This is a genomic window from Pseudorhodobacter turbinis (assembly GCF_005234135.1).
Classification (GTDB): Bacteria; Pseudomonadota; Alphaproteobacteria; order Rhodobacterales; family Rhodobacteraceae; genus Pseudorhodobacter; species Pseudorhodobacter turbinis.
This window is the reverse complement of the sequence record NZ_CP039964.1, coordinates 1,901,378-1,918,637: the sequence shown is the minus strand read 5'-3', so window position 1 is coordinate 1,918,637 and position 17,260 is coordinate 1,901,378. Positions and strand designations below refer to the sequence as shown.

The window sequence follows — 17,260 nt, the reverse complement described above, 5'->3', positions numbered from 1 at the left end:
AATCTCCAGATCAAAGGCGCACAGCATGACGAATACACAAAACTGGTGGCACCCCGCCCGCCATGAGGGCCGCCGCCCCGCCCTTTTGGCCCGCAACCGCATTCAATCGGCATTACGCGGCTGGTTGGCCGCCCGTGATTTCATCGAGGTGAACCCAAGCGCCCTTGCCATCAGCCCCGGCAACGAGGCGCATCTGCACGCCTTTCACACCCAAGCCATCGGCAATGACGGCGCGCCGCTGGACATGTATCTGCACACTTCGCCCGAATTTGCGATGAAAAAGCTGCTTGCGGCGGGTGAGACGCGCATCGCCGCCTTTGCCCATGTCTGGCGCAACCGCGAACGCGGCCCTCTGCACAGCCCGGAATTCACCATGCTAGAATGGTATCGTGTAGGCCAGGATTACACCGTCTTGATGGAGGATTGCGCCGCCTTTCTCCAACTGGCCACACAGGCCGCAGGCAGCGACCGGCTGCGCTATAAGTCTTATGAATGTGATCCGAACCTGCCGTTTGAACGGCTTTCGGTGGCGGAAGCGTTCTTGCGCTTTGCGGGGATTGACCTGTTATCGACCATCGCGCTGGACGGCCAAACCGACGCCCCTGCCCTTGCCGCGCAAATGGATGCCCAAGGTCTGCGCCACGCCCCTGATGATACCTGGTCCGATATGATGTCGCGCATCCTCTCGGAACGGGTAGAGCCGCATCTGGGCCATGGTCGCATCACCATGCTGGACCGCTATCCCGTGCCCGAGGCCGCATTGGCCCGCCCCTGCGCCGATGATCCGCGTTGTGCCGAACGGTTTGAGGTTTACGCCTGCGGGGTGGAGCTTGCCAACGGCTTTGGCGAGCTGACCGATGCCGCCGAACAACGCAAACGTTTCACCGCCGAGATGGACGAGAGAGAGCGCATCTACGGCGATCGCTATCCGCTGGATGAGGATTTTCTGGCTGCCTTGCCCTATATGCCCGATGCAAGCGGGATTGCGATGGGGTTTGACCGGCTGGTGATGCTTGCAACGGCTGCCCCCTCCATTGACCATGTAATCTGGGCGCCTGTCGCCTAAATCGTTTCAAATTAAACCTGAGGCTTAATCGGCAGCCTGAAAGTCGTTTGAACACCCCTGTGGGGAGTATATTTCGCAGATATTGCCGAGGGCTTCGAACACCGAGGTGAATGATCGCGCACTGATGCGTCTGAGTTGAGCCTTCAAAGTCGAGAAGGCCAACCCAACCGGGTTCAGGTCTGGCGAATATGGCGGCAGATAGAGGAACCAGCAGCCATGTGCCTTAAGCGCCGCAGCGGCTTCTTTGTTGCGATGCGTCGCGAGGTTGTCGAGAACCACTTCAGTGCCCGGCGCGATTTCAGGGATCAGGACCTTTTGCACATAGGCCGCGAAGGCAGGACCGTCCATTGCGTCTTTGACCACCCACGGTGCGATCAGGGCCTGGGTTCCCCAACTGCCGAAGGGCGCATCCACCGTCAGGCGTTCGCCACGCGGGGCCCAGCCGCGCAGCGGGGTGAGGTTCGTTGTGACCGCTGTTTTCATCAAGAAAGACAACGCGTTCCGGCAGCCGCACAATGCCTCGCAAGTGGTGTGTGGGCCAATCCTCACGTCGCGGCCTCATCTTGGCGCGGTGAGGTTCGGTAGCGACCAGTGACGTTTTTTTGCGTGAACCCGAGGCGCTTGCGCAGATGTCCGATAGCGAAATGCCGGACCTGCAGTTCGGTTGCACCTGCAAGTGCATCACGCAGCGCAAACAGTGTGATATCGGGGGTCTTGCGTGATCAAATCTTCGAAAAACCCAACATGGGGGGCCAATTTTCCTGACCCTATTGAACGACCCTGACGGCAGGATCAGCCCGGCCCGTCGTTTGGATCTGATGCCGCCACCCTGCGCCCGTTGCTGGCGACAGCTTCAAGCGAACTGCCGCCGCTCGCCCGCTCAACCCTTCCTCAAGATATCTCTGAAACCGCGCCCGAGGCGATGGTGGTAATGGTGCTGACATAATTCCCCCCAAACAGGATTAGACCAGTTTTGGAGTCTCCATCGTTTCAGGTTCTGTTAGAAACGCTTTAGGCGGGGCTTATTGCCCCCCCGCAGCACCACAGAGTGGAAATGCCCCTTCCCCCCGCGCACGACGTGGGCTACCAATCAAATCATGAAATGGACGTTGCCAAATATCCTGACGGTCCTTCGCCTGCTCGCCGCGCCCGGTGTAGCGGTGATGTTCCTCTATTTTCATCGCCCTTGGGCCGACTGGTTTGCACTGGCGCTGTTTATCTCGGCGGCCATCACCGACTTTTTCGACGGCTATCTTGCGCGGCTGTGGAAACAGGAAAGCAAATTCGGCGCAATGCTGGATCCGATTGCAGATAAGGCGATGGTCGTTATCGCGATCATGGTGATCACCGGCTATTCCGGCATGAACCCGTGGCTGATCCTGCCCGCCAGCGTCATCCTGTTCCGCGAGGTGTTTGTTTCCGGGTTGCGGGAGTTTCTAGGTGCCAAATCCGGGCTGTTGCAGGTAACCAAACTGGCAAAGTGGAAAACTACCGCACAGATGGTTGCGATTTCTGTGCTGTTTTTGGGCACTGGCCTGTCTTTCCTCGAGGATGGGCACCCGCCCCGCGCCGGTGAGGGAGAGCTGAAAGATGTACTCTCTTGGGCGACGGTGGCAACCTATACCGGCATGACCCTGATCTGGATCGCGGCGCTTTTGACTGCCATCACGGGCCTCGATTATTTCCGAAAATCCCTTCCCTATCTGAAGGACGATTCATGATTGATCTGCTTTATTTCGCTTGGGTGCGCGAACGCATCGGCCTGCCGCGCGAGAAAGTAGAAACCAATGCGACAACAGTGGCCGAACTTATCGCCGAACTTTGCGCCCGTGAGGAACGCTATGCCGCTGCTTTTGCCGATTTGACCTCGCTGCGTGTGGCGCTGGACCAAGAGATGTCCGATTTTGACGCCCCCCTTGCCGGCGTGCGCGAAGTAGCCTTCTTTCCGCCGATGACAGGGGGCTGATCCCATGCGGATCGTGGTCCAATCCGAAGCCTTCGATATGGGTGCCGAGGCGAATGCCTTTGCCAAAACCGTCAAAGGCGCAGGGGCCATCGTCACCTTCACCGGCATCACCCGCGACAGCGCCAAGGGCGATCTGGAGGTGATGGAGATTGAACATTACCCCGGCATGACCGAGCGCGCCCTAACCGATATCGCCACGCAAGCGGTTGCGCGCTGGTCGCTGGCGGGCTGTCTGGTGATCCACCGCTATGGCCAACTGCGTGCCCATGATCCGATCATGATGGTCGCCACCGCCGCGCGCCACCGCGCCGATGCCTTTGCCGCGGCAGAATATTTGATGGATTACCTCAAATCCCGCGCGCCGTTCTGGAAAAAAGAGATCACCGCATCCGGCACCGATTGGGTTGCCGCCAAGGACGCGGATGAGGATGCGCTGAAACGCTGGTAATCAGCCAAAGCGCGCACGCCAGCTTGGCTGAAAATCCCCCGTCATGTGCTGCGCGTTGTACACGCCCCGCGCAATCGCCCGCGCCAAAACGCAAGCCCCCGCATGGCCCAGCAAGAACGGGTCCGCCACCGGATCGCCAAGCGGGACCGCCCCTGTTGAAACCGCAAACACCAAATCCCCGTCCATCGGCGTATGGCTGGGTACAATCGCGCGCGCCATGCCGTCATGGGCGGCCACCGCCATCCGCTGTGCCTGCGCTTGGGTCAAGGCTGCATCGGTTGCGATGATGGCAATCGTTGTCGCCTCGCCCAATTGTTTCTGTGGCGAGGGTTCCATGCTCCCATCAAATGCAATTGGCAGGCCAAGCCCGCCAAACTCTGTCCCCAACTCCCAAGGGGCGGCCCAGAAGTGCGGGCCGTCGCCCACCGTCACCGAGCCGATTGCATTCACCGCAACCAGCGCGCCAACCGTGATGCCATTGCCCAAAACAGCCGAGGCCGACCCAAGCCCGCCTTTAAGCCTGCCCGTCGCCGCGCCAAAACCCGCACCAACCGTGCCCAAGTCGAAATCCGGCGACCGCGCGCCCAATGCCGCGCGCCCCAGATCGCTGTAGGGGTTGCGATCCCATGCCTTGTCGCCACCATTAAGCAGATCAAACAAGATCGCCCCCGGCACAATTGGCACCCGCACATCCCCCACGGCAAAGCCGCGCCCCATCGCGGCCAAACCATCCACCACGCCCGAACAGGCATCCAGCCCAAAGGCCGATCCGCCCGCAAGCACCAGCGCATCCACCTGCTGCACCAGCTTGTCAGGGGCCAGCAAATCCGTTTCCCGGGTGCCGGGCGCGCCGCCCATCACATGGACGGCGGCGGTAAAGGGCGCATCGCCCAGCAGCACGCTAACCCCTGACCTCAGTTGCGGGCAGGCGCTATTGCCAACATAGATCCCTGAAACATCCGTGATTAAATTGCGCGGTCCGGGTTGCATCACAATCCTCCACCCGATGAATACAAGTTTTGCATAGCGGCCCTTTCAGTCAATCGACCTGATCTCTTTTCGTTCCAACACCCGCAAGACCATCGCCAGATCATGACCGCGGCGCAAAATCTGGCCGTCCATCCCGACCACTGCAAACATGCCCTGCCGGTTGCGCAGCTTGGGGTGTTTTTCCACGCGGTAAAGCGGGTTTTCAGCGGTGCGACGAAAGATGGAAAAGACAGCCCTATCATGCAGTGCCGCAATGCCATAGTCGCGCCACTCCCCCTTGGCGACCATCTGGCCATAAAGCCGCAAAATGGTCCCAAGCTCACGCCGGTCAAAGCTGACCTGTTCGGGGGTGTGGGCGGTGAAGGGGATCGGGGGATTGATGCTCATACCCTTCAGATTAGCCGCGATAATTGGTAAAGCAAGCTATAGCTGCACAATGATACCGCCTGCGGCCTCGGCGTCGCTGGCATCATGCGTGACCATCAAGCCCGGAATGGCCCGCGCGCGCAAATGGTCGAACACAAAGCCCCGGATTTCTGCGCGCAAACTTGCATCAAGGCGGGAAAACGGCTCATCCAGCAGCAGGGCTTGTGGCTCTGCCAAAAGGGCGCGCATCAGGGCAGCACGGGCGCGCTGACCGCCCGACAGGGTGGCGGGATCGCGATCGGCAAAGCCTGCCAGCCCCGCCTGCGCCAACGCCTCGGCAACGGCGTCGCGGCGTGCGGGCCCGCGAATGTGGCGCGCAAGGCCAAAGGCAAGGTTATCCCCCACGGACAAATGTGGAAACAACATCGCATCCTGAAACAGCACCCCGATGCGGCGTGCCTCGGCGGGCAGGTCCAGCACATCGCGCCCGTTCAGGGAAACGCCCCCCGAAACCGCAAAGCCATGCACCAGATGCCCGCCAATCGCATCCAGCAACGTTGATTTCCCAATCCCCGAGGGCCCCATCAAGGTGCCGACCTGCCCCGGCTCCACAACCACACTGATGGGTGAAAACAACGGCGTACCGCCGACCGGGCCAACGGAAACATCACTCAACTCAAGGCTCATGCAGTGCCTCCCTTCAATTCACGCCGGTTACGGTACACCAACCCCGGCACCAACAGTGCGGCACCATATGCCAGAAACGGCAGCCCTGCCTGCAATACCGCATAAACGCCCACAATGCGCCTGTCCGATCCGCTTGCCAGCGTCACGGCCTCGGTCGTCAGGGTTACAACCCGCCCCGCGCCCATGAACAACGTCGGCAGATATTGCGCCACCGAAACGGCAAAGCCAATCGCGCCGGCCACCATCAAGGGGCGCAGCAACATCGGCAACTTTACCGCCACCAGCCGCCGCCACGGCGAGGCGCCAAGCGCTGCTGCTGCGCGAATATGCTGGCAATCCAGCGCGCGCCACGGGTCCGACAGCGCGATCATCACATAGGGAAAAACAAAGAGCATCTGCGCCCAGATCACCGCCAGCATCCCGCCGCTGATCCCGATATACAAAAACAGCACGTTCAGCCCGTAAAGAAACCCGATCTGCGGCAGCAAAAGCGGCAGGTAAATCAACGCCTGCGCCCAACCGGCACGGCCACGGCGCGCGCGGTCCTCGCCCTCCAGCCAGGCGATTGCCATTGCGAGGGAGGCCAGCGTGGTCACAACCCCGATGATCAACGTAGTTTGCAACGCACGGCCCCACCCCGCCCCCGGTGTCATCCACGCCTTGAGCGCCCAGCTTTGCGGCAAGGCCTGCGGAAACGACCAGCGCCACGCAAAGGACCAAACCGCCAGCGCCAGAATTGCCAGCACGCCAAGGGCCAGCAAGGCAAACACCCCGACCCCCGCGGCCCAAAGCCCCGGCCCCGTCGCATATCCACGCCCACCGCGATAAAGCCACCAGCGGCCAATGGGGCGGGCCAAACGCTCTGCCCCGATCCACAGGGCAATTGCCCCCGCAACCACCGCCACCTGCATCAAGGCCGCAGCCGAAGCAGGCAGAATAAGCGCCACATCCGGCGCGGAAAACCAACGCGTAATCGCCACTGCCAAGGTCGGCGGGTTCGACGGGCCAAGGATGATCGCCATATCCACAACCGACAAAGCAAAGGCCAGAACGATAAAAATCGGCAGGCGGATAAGGGGGTAAACCTGCGGAAAGATCACCTTGACCCAGACCATCCCGCGCCCGTACCCCAGCGCTCGCCCCGCCGCCAATTGCGCCCGCACCGGCAGTTGCCCAAGGGCCGAGCCGATGACCAGCAACAAAAACGGCACCTCTTTGATCAACAACCCGATAATCAGCGCCATACCCCACGCATCATTCACCGTTGCCAGATCTGGCGGCCTGTCCCATCCCGTCAACCAAGGCGAAAGCGCCCGCGCGATCCACCCTGAGGGGGCCAGCAGGAACGCCAGCCCGATTGCCAACGCGGCATGGGGTGCGGCAAGCAGCGGCATCAACATCCGCCCGATCGCCGCCGTGCTCATCCGTCCGTGCAACAGCGCGCAAAACCCCGCCGCCAGCATTAACGCCAGAACCGTAGACCCCGCCCCCGTCACCAAGCTTAACCGCAAGCTGGTGCCAAAACCGGGCAAGGCCACCAGCGCGCGCCACGGGTCCAGCGACCATTCCACCGCACCAATCGCAGGCAGCACGCCAAAGGCCGCCCGCCCCGTTTGCGCAAACCCCGCCAGTATGGGCAGCACAAAACCGGCCAGCAAAATTGCGGCGACAATACCTCGAAGCGAACGGCCCTCTTTGTTCATTTGGTGTAGCGGTCGGCCCAGACGTCAACCAGCTTGTTCATCCAGCTTGCGTGGGGTTCCAGCAATGTCGGGCCCAGATCATGCAGCTTTGGCAGCGCGGGGGATGCGGGCAACGCCGCAAATAGCGCCACCTGATCGGTGTTCAGCTTGGACGGGTCCAGCACCGAAAAGCTGCCCAAGATGTCGATGTTTTGCTGATGCGCTTGGGTCGCCGGATCAAGCAAGAAGTTCGCCACCACCTCGGCCCCCGCAGCATTGGCGGCGTTATAGGGGATCGCCACAAAGGAGATATTCCCGATCGAGCCGCCCTGCGGCACAAACACACGCGCCGTATCGGGCAGCAACCCTTCGGCAATCGCGCCCGCCGCCGAGGCCGGATCGAACGAGACGCCAAAATCCACCTCGCCGTCATTCAGCATCTGTTGCTGAACGGATTGGTTATCAGGAAAGGTCTGTCCCTCGCGCCACATCAAGGGGCGCAGGGCGTCATACCAATCCCACAACGGGGTGCTGGCAGTGGCAAAGGCTTCGTCCGTCACGGGGGCTTGAAGGGCGGCTTTATCCGGCGCGAATTCCACCAAGGCCTGCTTCAGGAACGTTGACCCCATGAAGTTGGTTACATCTGGATGGGTCACCCGCCCCGGATTGGCTTGCGCATAATCCAGAAACCCCGCCATATCCGCAGGCGGGTTCGCCACCACGGCACTGTCATAGGTGAACACAAACCGCGCCAAGCGCCATGCCGAGGCATAGCCGTCAACCGGAACCGTAAAATCAACCGAGGCCGCAGCATCGGGGCCAAGGTCAAGATATTTCGCATTCGGCAAGTCGGTGGCAAAGGGGCCATGCAGCAGGCCCTGCTCTTTCATCGCCAAGAAATTCGGGCCGTTTATCCAGATCATATCGACTGAACCGCCACTGTCCTGACCCGCCGCTTTTTCAGAAATCACCTGCGTTACGGCGGTCGCGGTATCGGTCAGCTTTACCTGTTCAACCCGCACGCCATATTGCGCCTCGGTCTGCGCGCCCACCCATGCAATAAAAGCATTGGTGCGCGCATCGCCGCCCCATGCGTTCCAATAGACCGTCTGGCCGCGCGCCTTATCCAGCGTCTCTTGCCAGTCGGCCAACGCGGGAGAGGCAAAACCAAGGCTAAGGGCGGCAATCAGAATAAAGCGCATATCGGTTCCTTTGTTCAAAACGGTTCCATGCCGAAAACAGCATGTGAAATTACTGTTCAGAGAATGCGCGCCAGCCCTGAAGCCAGCGCAAAAGAGTGGTGAAAAAGCAAGCCATCGCGAAGCCCAATGCCAAAGGCACGAACCATGCGGGGAACAGACACATCAGCACGAAAACCGAGATGGTCTCGGCGCCCTCAGTTATACCCCCAAGGTAATAGATCCCCTTGGTGGGGTAATCTTGCGCCTGCAGCCCGCGTTTGGCGGCGATAACGGCAAAGGCCAGAAAGCTGGACCCCGTGCCGATGAACGCACAGATCAACACGGCCGCGGCCAGCGCATTCCCCTGATCGGCCAGCGCAAAGCCCAGCGGCACAGTCGCATAGAAAAAGAAATCCAGCGCGATATCCAGAAAGGCCCCCCGATCCGTCGGGTCCACCTTGCGCGCCATCACCCCATCCAGCCCATCCGCAAAGCGGTTCGTCAGTATCAACGCCAGCGCCACCCAATACGACCCCAGCCACAACGCAGGCAGGGCAAGCAGCCCGATGCAGAACCCCGCGATGGTCACCTGGTCAGCGCCAACACCCCGCGCAAGCAAGGCCCGCGCCGGTACATTCAGCACAGCACGCAAAGGCGGAAGAAGAGCTGCGTCTATCATTTTCATCCAGAAATTGGGGGCTCGTCCTCTTGGCTTAGGCCAATAGCCTGCCACTTGTCAGCCCTTTATGGTGTTACAACCGCACACAATACTGTCAGTTCACAGTGGATCGCCTGCCCGTGCCACTCCCAATCCGGTTACGCTTTTTTAGTCTGTCCAAGCTAGGTTACGGGTCTATAGAAGTTTGGACAAAGCCAAAAATTAGCGTTAACAACGGGCAGAGACCCAATACAAAGGCACCCTCACATTGGCACAAGATCCGCGCATTGATACCCGCCGCCCGCTTACGCTTCGTGATGTTTCGGAGGCGTCGGGCGTCTCGGAAATGACGGTTAGCCGGGTTTTGCGTAGCCGTGGCGATGTCTCGCAAGCGACCCGCGAAAAGGTACTGACAGCCGCGCGCAACTTGGGCTATGTGCCCAACAAGATCGCAGGGGCACTGGCCAGCCAACGGGTGAACCTTGTGGCGGTGGTCATTCCGTCGCTATCGAATATGGTCTATCCGGAGGTGATGACCGGTATCTCTCAGATCTTGGAACACACCGGTTTGCAGCCCGTTGTCGGCGTGACCCATTACCTTCCGGAACGTGAGGAATCGGTTTTGTATGAGATGCTGTCGTGGCGTCCCTCGGGCGTGATTTTGGCAGGGCTGGAACATACAGACGCCGCCCGTGCGATGCTGGAAAACGCAGGCATCCCCATCGTCGAGGCGATGGATGTGGACGGTGTTGCGGTGGACAGTGCGGTTGGCATCTCGCACCGCCGCGCAGGGATGAAGATGGCCGAGGCGATTTTGGCTGCTGGCTACACACGGATCGGTTTTCTTGGCACAATGATGCCCTATGACCACCGCGCGCGCAAACGGCTGGAGGGGCTGGAAGAAGGCCTTGCCGCCGCCGGTATCACCCTTGCGGATCGGGAATTTTATTCAGGCGGCTCTGCCCTGCTGAAAGGCCGTGAGATGACTGAGGCAATTCTCGCGCGTAGCCCTGATCTTGATTTTATCTATTATTCCAATGACATGATCGGCGCGGGCGGGCTTTTATACTGTCTGGAAAAGGGCATTGATGTGCCGAACAGTCTTGGCCTTGCCGGCTTCAACGGGGTGGAATTGCTTCAAGGGTTGCCGCGCCGCTTGGCGACAATGGATGCTTGTCGGCTTGAAATTGGCCGCACCTCGGCACAGATTATTGCCGGCATACACCCGAACGGGCTGATCGGTGGGGAACGCATCGAGCTGACGCCAAAACTGGAAATGGGCGATACCATCCGGCGCTAAGGCAGGTCACGCGGTCAAGGTTTTACCGTTGGCTCCGGTGATTGTGGCCGTGATGATCTGCCCCTCGGGCTGATCCGTGGAAAAGGCAACCTCGGTGAATTGTTCGGTGCGGCCCATACGCGGGCCTTCCATCAGGATGCGGTGGCTTTTGCCGATTTGTGCGCTCAGGTGGCGGCTCAGGGCGTCATCGCCCCTCATACGCAGCTGTGCCGCGCGCGCCTTGACCACAGGCCCCTTGACCGCAGGCATACGGGCCGCAGGCGTCCCCTTGCGCGCGCTATAGGGGAACACATGCAAGAAGGTCAGGTCGCAATCCGTGACCAGCTTGAGCGAGTTTTCGAACATCGCTTCGGTTTCGGTCGGAAAGCCTGCGATGATATCGGCGCCAAAGATCATGTCGGGGCGCAGACGGCGGGCCTCTTCGCAAAAGGCGATGGCATCATCGCGCAAGTGGCGGCGCTTCATCCGTTTGAGGATCATATCATCGCCGGCTTGCAAGCTCAGATGCAGATGCGGCATCAGACGGGATTCGGTCGCAATCGCGCCCATAAGCGCGGGGTCTGCCTCAATCGAATCGATGGAACTGATGCGCAAACGCGCCAGATCGGGCACCAGCCGCAAAATCCGCATCACCAAATCGCCCAGATGCGGTGTCGCGGGCAAATCAGCCCCCCAAGAGGTAAGGTCCACCCCCGTCAGCACCACCTCGGCAAAGCCCTTGTCGACCAGCCGCTTGATCTGATCCACCACAACCCCTGCCGGAACCGACCGCGAATTGCCGCGCCCGTAGGGGATGATGCAAAAGGTGCAACGATGATCGCAGCCGTTTTGCACCTGCACATAGGCGCGGTGGCGGCCAAAGCCGTCAATCAGATGGCCGGCGGTTTCCTGCACTGACATGATGTCATCGACCATGATCTTCTCGGTCACCCCGATCAGATCCGGCGCGCGCAGGGTATTCCACGTCTCTGCTTGCATCTTTTCAGTATTGCCGATCACACGCGTCACCTCGGCCATGGCGGCAAAGGTTTCAGGCTCTGTCTGCGCGGCGCAACCGGTCACGATCACAGTGGCGCCGGGGTTTTCCCGCGCGAGCTTGCGGATCTCTTGCTTGGCCTTGCGCACTGCCTCGGCCGTTACGGCGCAGGTATTGACGACGACAGCCCCCTCCAGCCCGGCACCGGCGGCAAGCTCTTTCATGGCCTCGGTTTCATAGGCATTCAAACGGCAGCCAAGCGTGGAGAAAATAGGGGCGGTCATATATGTGCAGCCAAAAATTCTGACGTCAGAACGCCGTTAAAGACATAGGCGACCGGACCGGTCATCCAGACACCATCCTCGCGCCAGTCTATTTCCAACGTACCGCCGTCAAGATCAAGCCTGACCTTGCGCCCCGTCAGCCCCCGCAGATGCGCCGCAACCGCCACCGCACAGGCCCCTGTACCACACGCCAGCGTGACGCCCGCACCGCGCTCCCACACCCGCATACGTAGATGGTCGGGGCCGATGACCGACGCAAACTCCACATTGGTTTTTTGCAGGAACAGCGGGTCCACCTCAAAACGCGGGCCTTCGGTGGTCAAAGCAACGGCATCCGCATCGGGGACAAAGAATACACAATGTGGATTGCCCATCCCGATCCCCGCCGGATCGCCGGGCAAAGGCAGATTTAATGTCGGCATCGCGCGTGCAAGCGGAATATCGGCCCAATCCAATTGTGGCGTGCCCAGATTGACCGAAACCAGCCCATCCGTCCCCCGCTGTGCAAACAAGGTGCCCCGCGTCGTTGTCAGACGAATCCTGTTCTGGCCCGTTTCGCGCATCACCAAATCACAGACACACCGCGTCGCATTCCCGCAAGCGCCGGCACGGCTGCCATCGGAATTCCAGAAATCCAGTTGAAAATCAGCGTCCTGCGCGTCCCTGATCTCAGCCAGCTGGTCAAAGCCGACTCCGCGATGCCGGTCGCCCAAAGCGCGTGCCAAGGCAGGCGTCGTCACAGCCGCACGTCCGCGACTGTCGATGATGACAAAATCATTGCCCAGCCCATGCATTTTCAAAAAGGCCAGATCGGAGGGGTGTGTATCGTTTTTCATGCCCCGTTCTTACGCTCCCTGAAATGAATTTGCCAGATAGATGAAAATAATGCCGATTTTCTCTTGACCCCACCGCGTCAAGTTTCTAGTAAGCCCGAGTGTTGGGCCCATAGCTCAGTTGGTAGAGCAACTGACTTTTAATCAGTGGGTCACAGGTTCGAATCCTGTTGGGCTCACCACTGAAGATCCTGAAAGATGACAGCTAGTTTGTCGCTTTCGATAACGAGGTGGTGTTTTTCGTCACATAAGGTGACGTCCATGGTCACCGTATGTAAGCGTAGCAGCGCTTGGATGCTTCGTAATCTTGGATTAGGTGTTGATCTTGGGTTAGCCTAAGCGGCTTCGACTGTATCGATGTCCTGTCATCTTCCAATGCTTTGTTTCAACTATAGATGTAGCCGAAACCTCTACAGTGATTCTCCGTCATTCAATCATCACGGATTCGACAAAGGCCACACCCTTTTCAAATACTTTGTTTCGATGCCATTCGAGGCGAACACGATGCTTATCTGTCAGGCGAATGGGGGTCTGCCATCGCAATTCGACAGCGGCGGCTTCACTCAGCTGCATCGAAAACTGTGGGTGACCATCGTTATCGAAGGTTACGAGGCCGCGATCGAATGCGGCGCCCCAGAGCGCCGACAAAAGTAAGCCGTTGTGCACATCCAGTCGATCCTCGTCGCTCTCGCAATCCTTCCATGGCTTGATGTGGGAGGCCCGCAGCAAAGCGTGGTCGGTGATGCCTGTCAGGGGGCAACTGCCCTGCCAGTAGGTGATCAGACGGTCTCGGAATATGCCCTGTCCAACACGCTGCACCACCAGACGCTCTGCTTCAGTCGTCTTTGGCATCCCGTTCGTTCGGTGCAGAAACTCTTGCAGGGGGGCGTCGGGGAGACCGACGGCGAGTTCGTATAGGCGGGGCATCACGGCATAGAGCGAGGTCAGCGATGTGAACCGAAATCGCGCTAGGCCCGGGCCGTCAGCATCAGAAACCTCAAGCCCGATCTCTGCCAACACACCAGCATGGTCGATAGAAAGTAGCCAGGTGCCGGTCTGCTCGGAAGCCAGCCAGATCGCCCCTTGCGAGGTGGTTGAGGTGTAGTGCCGCCATCCGTCAGTTTCGCTCTGCGTCCGACGAAACCCGTTCTGGTATGCGATTTTATCGCACTCCTGCCGAATGACGAAGGACTGGGGTGCTTCGATCATGATTTTTCGTTCCAGAGTTTGTGCGAGGCAATCCCCATCGCCGTTTCGACAGCATTGACGGCCCGCGTCACCGCATAGAGATTCAGGTCTTCGAACGCGCCTTTGTAATTTGCAAGGTAACTCTCGCTCCTAGGCTTCAACCCGTTCCTCATTGCGACAAGGTAGGCCACCATCTCGGCCTCCACCTCCATCAACTCATGAGGTGTGTCCCGTCGGTAAGGAACCCGCCGTCCGGCATCGGACCCGAGGTGTCCAAGGTAAAGGTGTGCCAACTCGTGGGCGACGGTTACGAAGCGTGTCGGTGCGGCGTGGTTTCGATTGTACGCGAGTTGATAAACGTTCTTGCCGGTCTCGGCCTTAGATTCAGCCAGAAGACGTATCCACCCTGCCTGTCCATCACCGGAGTCCAGGACGACAAGGTCGATCCGCTCCTTGCCGACGGCTCGCATGAACTCCGAAAACCGATTATCACTCAGATCTCCAAAAGTCGGGAACGCGAACGCATCAACCGGCACATCGCGGCCTTCCGTATCAAGAATGTCAAACACGAAATCGACTGGCCCTTTCGTGCGCAGAACAAGCAAAGGGCGCGTGCCCTTCTTCGGGACACGTCCAAAGCGATGCCACCAGTCATGCGCAGTCGCCGCATGGGTCAGGCCGGACTTCTGGATGTGAAGCAGCATTGCATTGAAAGGCGCGAACTCTCGCAAGTTGATCGTGAAGGAGAAAAGCGCCTCGATTGCCTCGCTCGCGTCCTAGAGCTTTGTTGCGGAGATCAACTGGTCGATTATCGCTTGTTCGGCTGAGGCTTTTTCCTGAGTCTTTCGCGTGAACAAATCCTCCTGAAAAGGTGTAAAAACCGGGTTCGGCGCCGGCTCCAAACCAGCCAAGTACGGCCCCTTTGGAAAGGGTTCTGTCGCAAATTTTGTTGGAGTTTGAGTGCGGGCATAGCCTGGACATACCTATGCTGCGAGCGCAGCAAACTGCTGAAACGCGGTGAGGCCGTTGGCATGGATCTGCCCCTTTCGGGTCATGTGCACGGTCTCGATCGCAGCCAAGGTAGCCTCGGCAGAATGGAAGGCCTTGAAGCCAAGCATTGGGCCCGTGATCCGCTTTACGAAGCGGTGGTCCTGTTCAATAATGTTGTTGAGGTATTTGACCTGCAGGATCTTGATGCTGTTGCCTGAGCCCGTGAACTTCAGGATCACATTGATGCTTTGCAGACCCGCCAGATTGGCGCCGCTCTTGTCGATGACGACACGGTCAGGCACGCCATTTTTGCCAATCGCGCGCTTGAGAAATCGACGGGCTGCCGCCTTGTCGCGACGCTCAGACAGCATGAAATCAAGGGTTTTTCCTGTGTTGTCGACCGCCCGGTAATAATAGGTCCATTTGCCTTTAACCTTGATGTAGGTTTCGTCCATGCGCCAAGATTTGGCGGTTGGCTTCTTGCGGGACTGCGCTTATGCCGCCATCAGCGGCGCAAACTTAACCACCCAACGGTTCAAGGTTGCATGGTCAACTTCAGCTCCACGCTCCTCCATGATTCCTTCCAGGTCGCGATAGGAAACTCTATATCGCACATAGAAATAAACCGCGCACAGGATTACGCTTTTAGGATAATGGGCTCCCTTGAAATCAACCGACATCCGATACATCCTGTTGCTTGCTTGTTTGAGAACCATGTCGCAAAATCAGCCAACAAACGAAAGATCGCAAAAGTTTGCGACAGAACCGGCCCACCGCAGGGCGATCAGTTTGGGCGTAAAAAAGGGGGGCGTGGCCGCCTGATCATTGCCCGGCAGACGATTGGAACAATCGGAGCGCGGGCGTTGTTGGGTGGCTTGCCGAATGTCGATTGCCTACTGGGGGACCGTGGCTATGATGCTGATCTGTTCATAAAATCGTTGCAGGACAAGGGTATAAGACCCTGTATCCCGGACTGAAAGAAACGCAAGAAACCCGTGAGGTACGACAAGCGCCGCTACAAACAACGCAACCGCCTTCTCGCGCATGTAAACATGCGCTGCTAGGTAACACATTGAGAGGATGTTCGGCAGGCTCAAGGATTGGCGACGCATCTCAACCCGCTACGACAGATCCCCAACCGTCTTCCTCTCAGCAATTGCTCGCGCCGCAGCCGTTATCTTTTGGTTATGAGATGCCGTAACGGGGCCTGCGTTGCACACTGCCTGTTACCGCTTGCAAGATCAGGGGCAATTTGTCGACCATCCCGTATTGGATCCACATAGAGGGCACAGGATGAGACTGTTTGTTGGGTTGGATGTATCGCTGGCAAAGACCGCAATTTGCGTGATCAGCGAGCATGGCAAGATCGTGAAAGAAGCGCAGGTCGCCAGTGAACCTGAAGAATTGGTGCGTTGGGCCCGCGAACAGGACGGCACTATTGCCGCCATTGGGCTCGAGGCTGGCCCATTGTCGCAATGGTTGCACCGTGGGCTGACGTTAGCAGGTCGGGATGTCATCCTGATGGAAACCCGCCAGGTAAAAGGCGCCCTGAAGGCGATGCCAATACCGAAGACCTGACCCTAACCTTTTGCCAGTTGCTCCAACTCCACCAACAGTTCGCTGGAGATCAAAAGCCCCTCTTTGTCCGAACGCCGCTTGGCCGCCCGCCTGCGCTGTGACGGCAAGCGCGCACCTTGCGCTTCAATGTCCTGAAACAAGCCCTCGGCAGCCTCAAAAGAGACGCCAAAGCGCGCGGGATCCAAGACGATCACAAGCTCCCCATGCGTTATGTTCTTGGTGTCGGAACTGTTGAGCGGCGCGGTTTGACAGCTTAGCAAATCGCCGATCAGCGGGCCGGCCAGCAGCTCCACCATGATCGAGATCGCCGATCCCTTGTGCTTGCCGAAGGGCAGCAGGGCACCGGACATCGCACGCTCGGCATCGGTCGTGGGGTTTCCCTCGCTGTCGATCGCCCATTCCGGTGGCAAGGTTTCACCTCTCCTGCGGCGGATTTCTATCTCGCCGCGTGCCGACGCGCTGGTGGCGAAGTCAAACGTATAGGGATCGCCCCCAGGGCGGGGCCATGAGAACGCCATGGGGTTGGTGCCCAGCAACGGCTTGATGCCGCCATAGGGTGCCACAAAGGGAAGCGTGGGCGACATCGCAAGGGCAACAAGACCCAGATCCGAAATCAGCTCTACCTCCCACCACAGTGCCGAATAGTGAAAGGAGTTGTTGATGGCCATCGCGGCAATGCCGTTTGCCCGCGCCTTTTGCGTAAGCAGCCCCAAGCCTGATTTAAAGGCCAGAAGCGAGTTCCCCTGACATGCATCCACCTTAACAACGCTGGGCGCGTGATCCGTTACAACTGGTTGCGCCGTAAGGTTTATCTGGCCGGATTTGGCCGCATTGTAGCAGTCAATCAAACGGTACAAACCATGGGAATGACACTCCTGCGCCTGTGCATCGATCATGTTCTGGATCATGCTCGATGCTTGATCTTCCGAGAACTTTGCCTTCGCAAGGATCACCGTCGCCAGTTTGCGGGCGTTCTCCGGCGAAATATGCTCATAGGTTTTTCCTGCCATGTCTTCTCTCTCACGTTTTCATGAATTTTGGGCGGCCTGAACAACTGCACCCGTTTC

At 59.0% G+C, this 17,260-nt stretch carries 17 protein-coding genes, 1 tRNA gene and 3 pseudogenes; 8 read left to right on the top strand and 13 right to left on the bottom strand.

Annotated elements, in window-relative coordinates:
• Nucleotides 1–25: 25 nt before the first annotated feature.
• A complete protein-coding gene (gene epmA / locus EOK75_RS09190; RefSeq protein ID WP_137193683.1) occupies nucleotides 26–1,066 on the top strand; it encodes an EF-P lysine aminoacylase EpmA in 1,041 nt (346 codons plus the stop codon).
• A gap of 24 nt (nucleotides 1,067–1,090) precedes the next feature.
• Here the strand turns inward: epmA and EOK75_RS09185 are convergent, their stop codons facing one another.
• Complete coding sequence (locus EOK75_RS09185) at nucleotides 1,091–1,549, bottom strand: transposase (protein WP_137193681.1); 459 nt, start codon at nucleotides 1,547–1,549, stop codon at nucleotides 1,091–1,093.
• A 614-nt stretch (nucleotides 1,550–2,163) separates the two neighbouring features.
• Here EOK75_RS09185 and pgsA point away from each other — a divergent pair.
• From pgsA to EOK75_RS09170, 3 genes are read left to right on the top strand one after another with little or no spacing between them, the layout of a single operon-like run.
• Entirely contained in the window at nucleotides 2,164–2,787 is a 624-nt protein-coding gene (gene pgsA, locus EOK75_RS09180) for a CDP-diacylglycerol--glycerol-3-phosphate 3-phosphatidyltransferase (RefSeq protein ID WP_137193679.1), read from the top strand.
• Nucleotides 2,784–3,032 (top strand): molybdopterin converting factor subunit 1, encoded by a 249-nt coding sequence (gene moaD, locus EOK75_RS09175; protein ID WP_137193678.1) that lies wholly within the window; start codon nucleotides 2,784–2,786, stop codon nucleotides 3,030–3,032. Before pgsA ends, moaD begins: the two co-directional genes overlap by 4 nt.
• Nucleotides 3,033–3,036: 4 nt before the next feature.
• Entirely contained in the window at nucleotides 3,037–3,480 is a 444-nt protein-coding gene (locus EOK75_RS09170; RefSeq protein ID WP_137193676.1) for a molybdenum cofactor biosynthesis protein MoaE, read from the top strand.
• On the opposite strand, the gene EOK75_RS09165 is transcribed toward EOK75_RS09170, so the two are convergent.
• The 6 genes from EOK75_RS09165 to EOK75_RS09140 are packed head-to-tail and all read right to left on the bottom strand — an operon-like array spanning nucleotide 3,481 to nucleotide 9,065.
• On the bottom strand, nucleotides 3,481–4,470 hold the full coding sequence (locus EOK75_RS09165) for a P1 family peptidase (protein ID WP_137193675.1): 990 nt from the start codon (nucleotides 4,468–4,470) through the stop codon (nucleotides 3,481–3,483). It abuts the gene before it with no gap.
• Between the two features lie 45 nt (nucleotides 4,471–4,515).
• A complete protein-coding gene (locus EOK75_RS09160; protein ID WP_137193673.1) occupies nucleotides 4,516–4,857 on the bottom strand; it encodes a DUF2794 domain-containing protein in 342 nt (113 codons plus the stop codon).
• A 36-nt stretch (nucleotides 4,858–4,893) separates the two neighbouring features.
• Nucleotides 4,894–5,523 carry an ATP-binding cassette domain-containing protein gene (locus EOK75_RS09155; RefSeq protein ID WP_137193671.1) on the bottom strand — a complete coding sequence of 210 codons (630 nt, stop codon included), beginning with the start codon at nucleotides 5,521–5,523 and terminating at the stop codon, nucleotides 4,894–4,896.
• On the bottom strand, nucleotides 5,520–7,226 hold the full coding sequence (locus EOK75_RS09150; RefSeq protein WP_137193669.1) for an ABC transporter permease: 1,707 nt from the start codon (nucleotides 7,224–7,226) through the stop codon (nucleotides 5,520–5,522). The genes EOK75_RS09155 and EOK75_RS09150 overlap by 4 nt, the downstream gene beginning before the upstream one ends.
• Nucleotides 7,223–8,407 (bottom strand): ABC transporter substrate-binding protein, encoded by a 1,185-nt coding sequence (locus EOK75_RS09145; RefSeq protein ID WP_137193668.1) that lies wholly within the window; start codon nucleotides 8,405–8,407, stop codon nucleotides 7,223–7,225. Before EOK75_RS09145 ends, EOK75_RS09150 begins: the two co-directional genes overlap by 4 nt.
• Before the next feature lie 49 nt (nucleotides 8,408–8,456).
• Entirely contained in the window at nucleotides 8,457–9,065 is a 609-nt protein-coding gene (locus EOK75_RS09140) for a CDP-alcohol phosphatidyltransferase family protein (protein WP_137193667.1), read from the bottom strand.
• 247 nt (nucleotides 9,066–9,312) lie between these two features.
• Here EOK75_RS09140 and EOK75_RS09135 point away from each other — a divergent pair, with 247 nt between their 5' ends.
• Nucleotides 9,313–10,344 carry a LacI family DNA-binding transcriptional regulator gene (locus EOK75_RS09135; protein WP_137193666.1) on the top strand — a complete coding sequence of 344 codons (1,032 nt, stop codon included), beginning with the start codon at nucleotides 9,313–9,315 and terminating at the stop codon, nucleotides 10,342–10,344.
• Nucleotides 10,345–10,350: 6 nt separating this feature from the next.
• Here EOK75_RS09135 and mtaB read toward each other — a convergent pair whose 3' ends face one another.
• Both mtaB and dapF read right to left on the bottom strand, forming a co-directional pair.
• A complete protein-coding gene (gene mtaB, locus EOK75_RS09130; protein WP_137193665.1) occupies nucleotides 10,351–11,604 on the bottom strand; it encodes a tRNA (N(6)-L-threonylcarbamoyladenosine(37)-C(2))-methylthiotransferase MtaB in 1,254 nt (417 codons plus the stop codon).
• A complete protein-coding gene (dapF, locus tag EOK75_RS09125; RefSeq protein ID WP_137193663.1) occupies nucleotides 11,601–12,440 on the bottom strand; it encodes a diaminopimelate epimerase in 840 nt (279 codons plus the stop codon). Before dapF ends, mtaB begins: the two co-directional genes overlap by 4 nt.
• Before the next feature lie 103 nt (nucleotides 12,441–12,543).
• On the opposite strand from dapF, the gene EOK75_RS09120 reads away from it, so the two are divergent.
• Nucleotides 12,544–12,619: transfer RNA gene (locus EOK75_RS09120), tRNA-Lys, on the top strand.
• 244 nt (nucleotides 12,620–12,863) lie between these two features.
• Here the strand turns inward: EOK75_RS09120 and EOK75_RS09115 are convergent.
• From EOK75_RS09115 to EOK75_RS09105, 3 genes and pseudogenes are all read right to left on the bottom strand, one after another.
• Complete coding sequence (locus EOK75_RS09115; protein WP_137193661.1) at nucleotides 12,864–13,646, bottom strand: HNH endonuclease; 783 nt, start codon at nucleotides 13,644–13,646, stop codon at nucleotides 12,864–12,866.
• Nucleotides 13,643–14,329 carry an ImmA/IrrE family metallo-endopeptidase gene (locus EOK75_RS09110; protein WP_137193660.1) on the bottom strand — a complete coding sequence of 229 codons (687 nt, stop codon included), beginning with the start codon at nucleotides 14,327–14,329 and terminating at the stop codon, nucleotides 13,643–13,645. Before EOK75_RS09110 ends, EOK75_RS09115 begins: the two co-directional genes overlap by 4 nt.
• Nucleotides 14,330–14,608: 279 nt before the next feature.
• Nucleotides 14,609–15,295, bottom strand: a pseudogene (locus tag EOK75_RS09105) (IS6 family transposase).
• A 96-nt stretch (nucleotides 15,296–15,391) separates the two neighbouring features.
• Here EOK75_RS09105 and EOK75_RS09100 point away from each other — a divergent pair.
• Nucleotides 15,392–15,806, top strand: a pseudogene (locus EOK75_RS09100) (transposase); the annotation flags it as partial.
• A gap of 102 nt (nucleotides 15,807–15,908) precedes the next feature.
• Nucleotides 15,909–16,181: pseudogene (locus tag EOK75_RS09095) on the top strand (IS110 family transposase); the annotation flags it as partial.
• Between the two features lie 14 nt (nucleotides 16,182–16,195).
• Here EOK75_RS09095 and EOK75_RS09090 read toward each other — a convergent pair.
• Entirely contained in the window at nucleotides 16,196–17,203 is a 1,008-nt protein-coding gene (locus tag EOK75_RS09090; protein WP_137193658.1) for an Ldh family oxidoreductase, read from the bottom strand.
• Nucleotides 17,204–17,260: the final 57 nt, after the last annotated feature.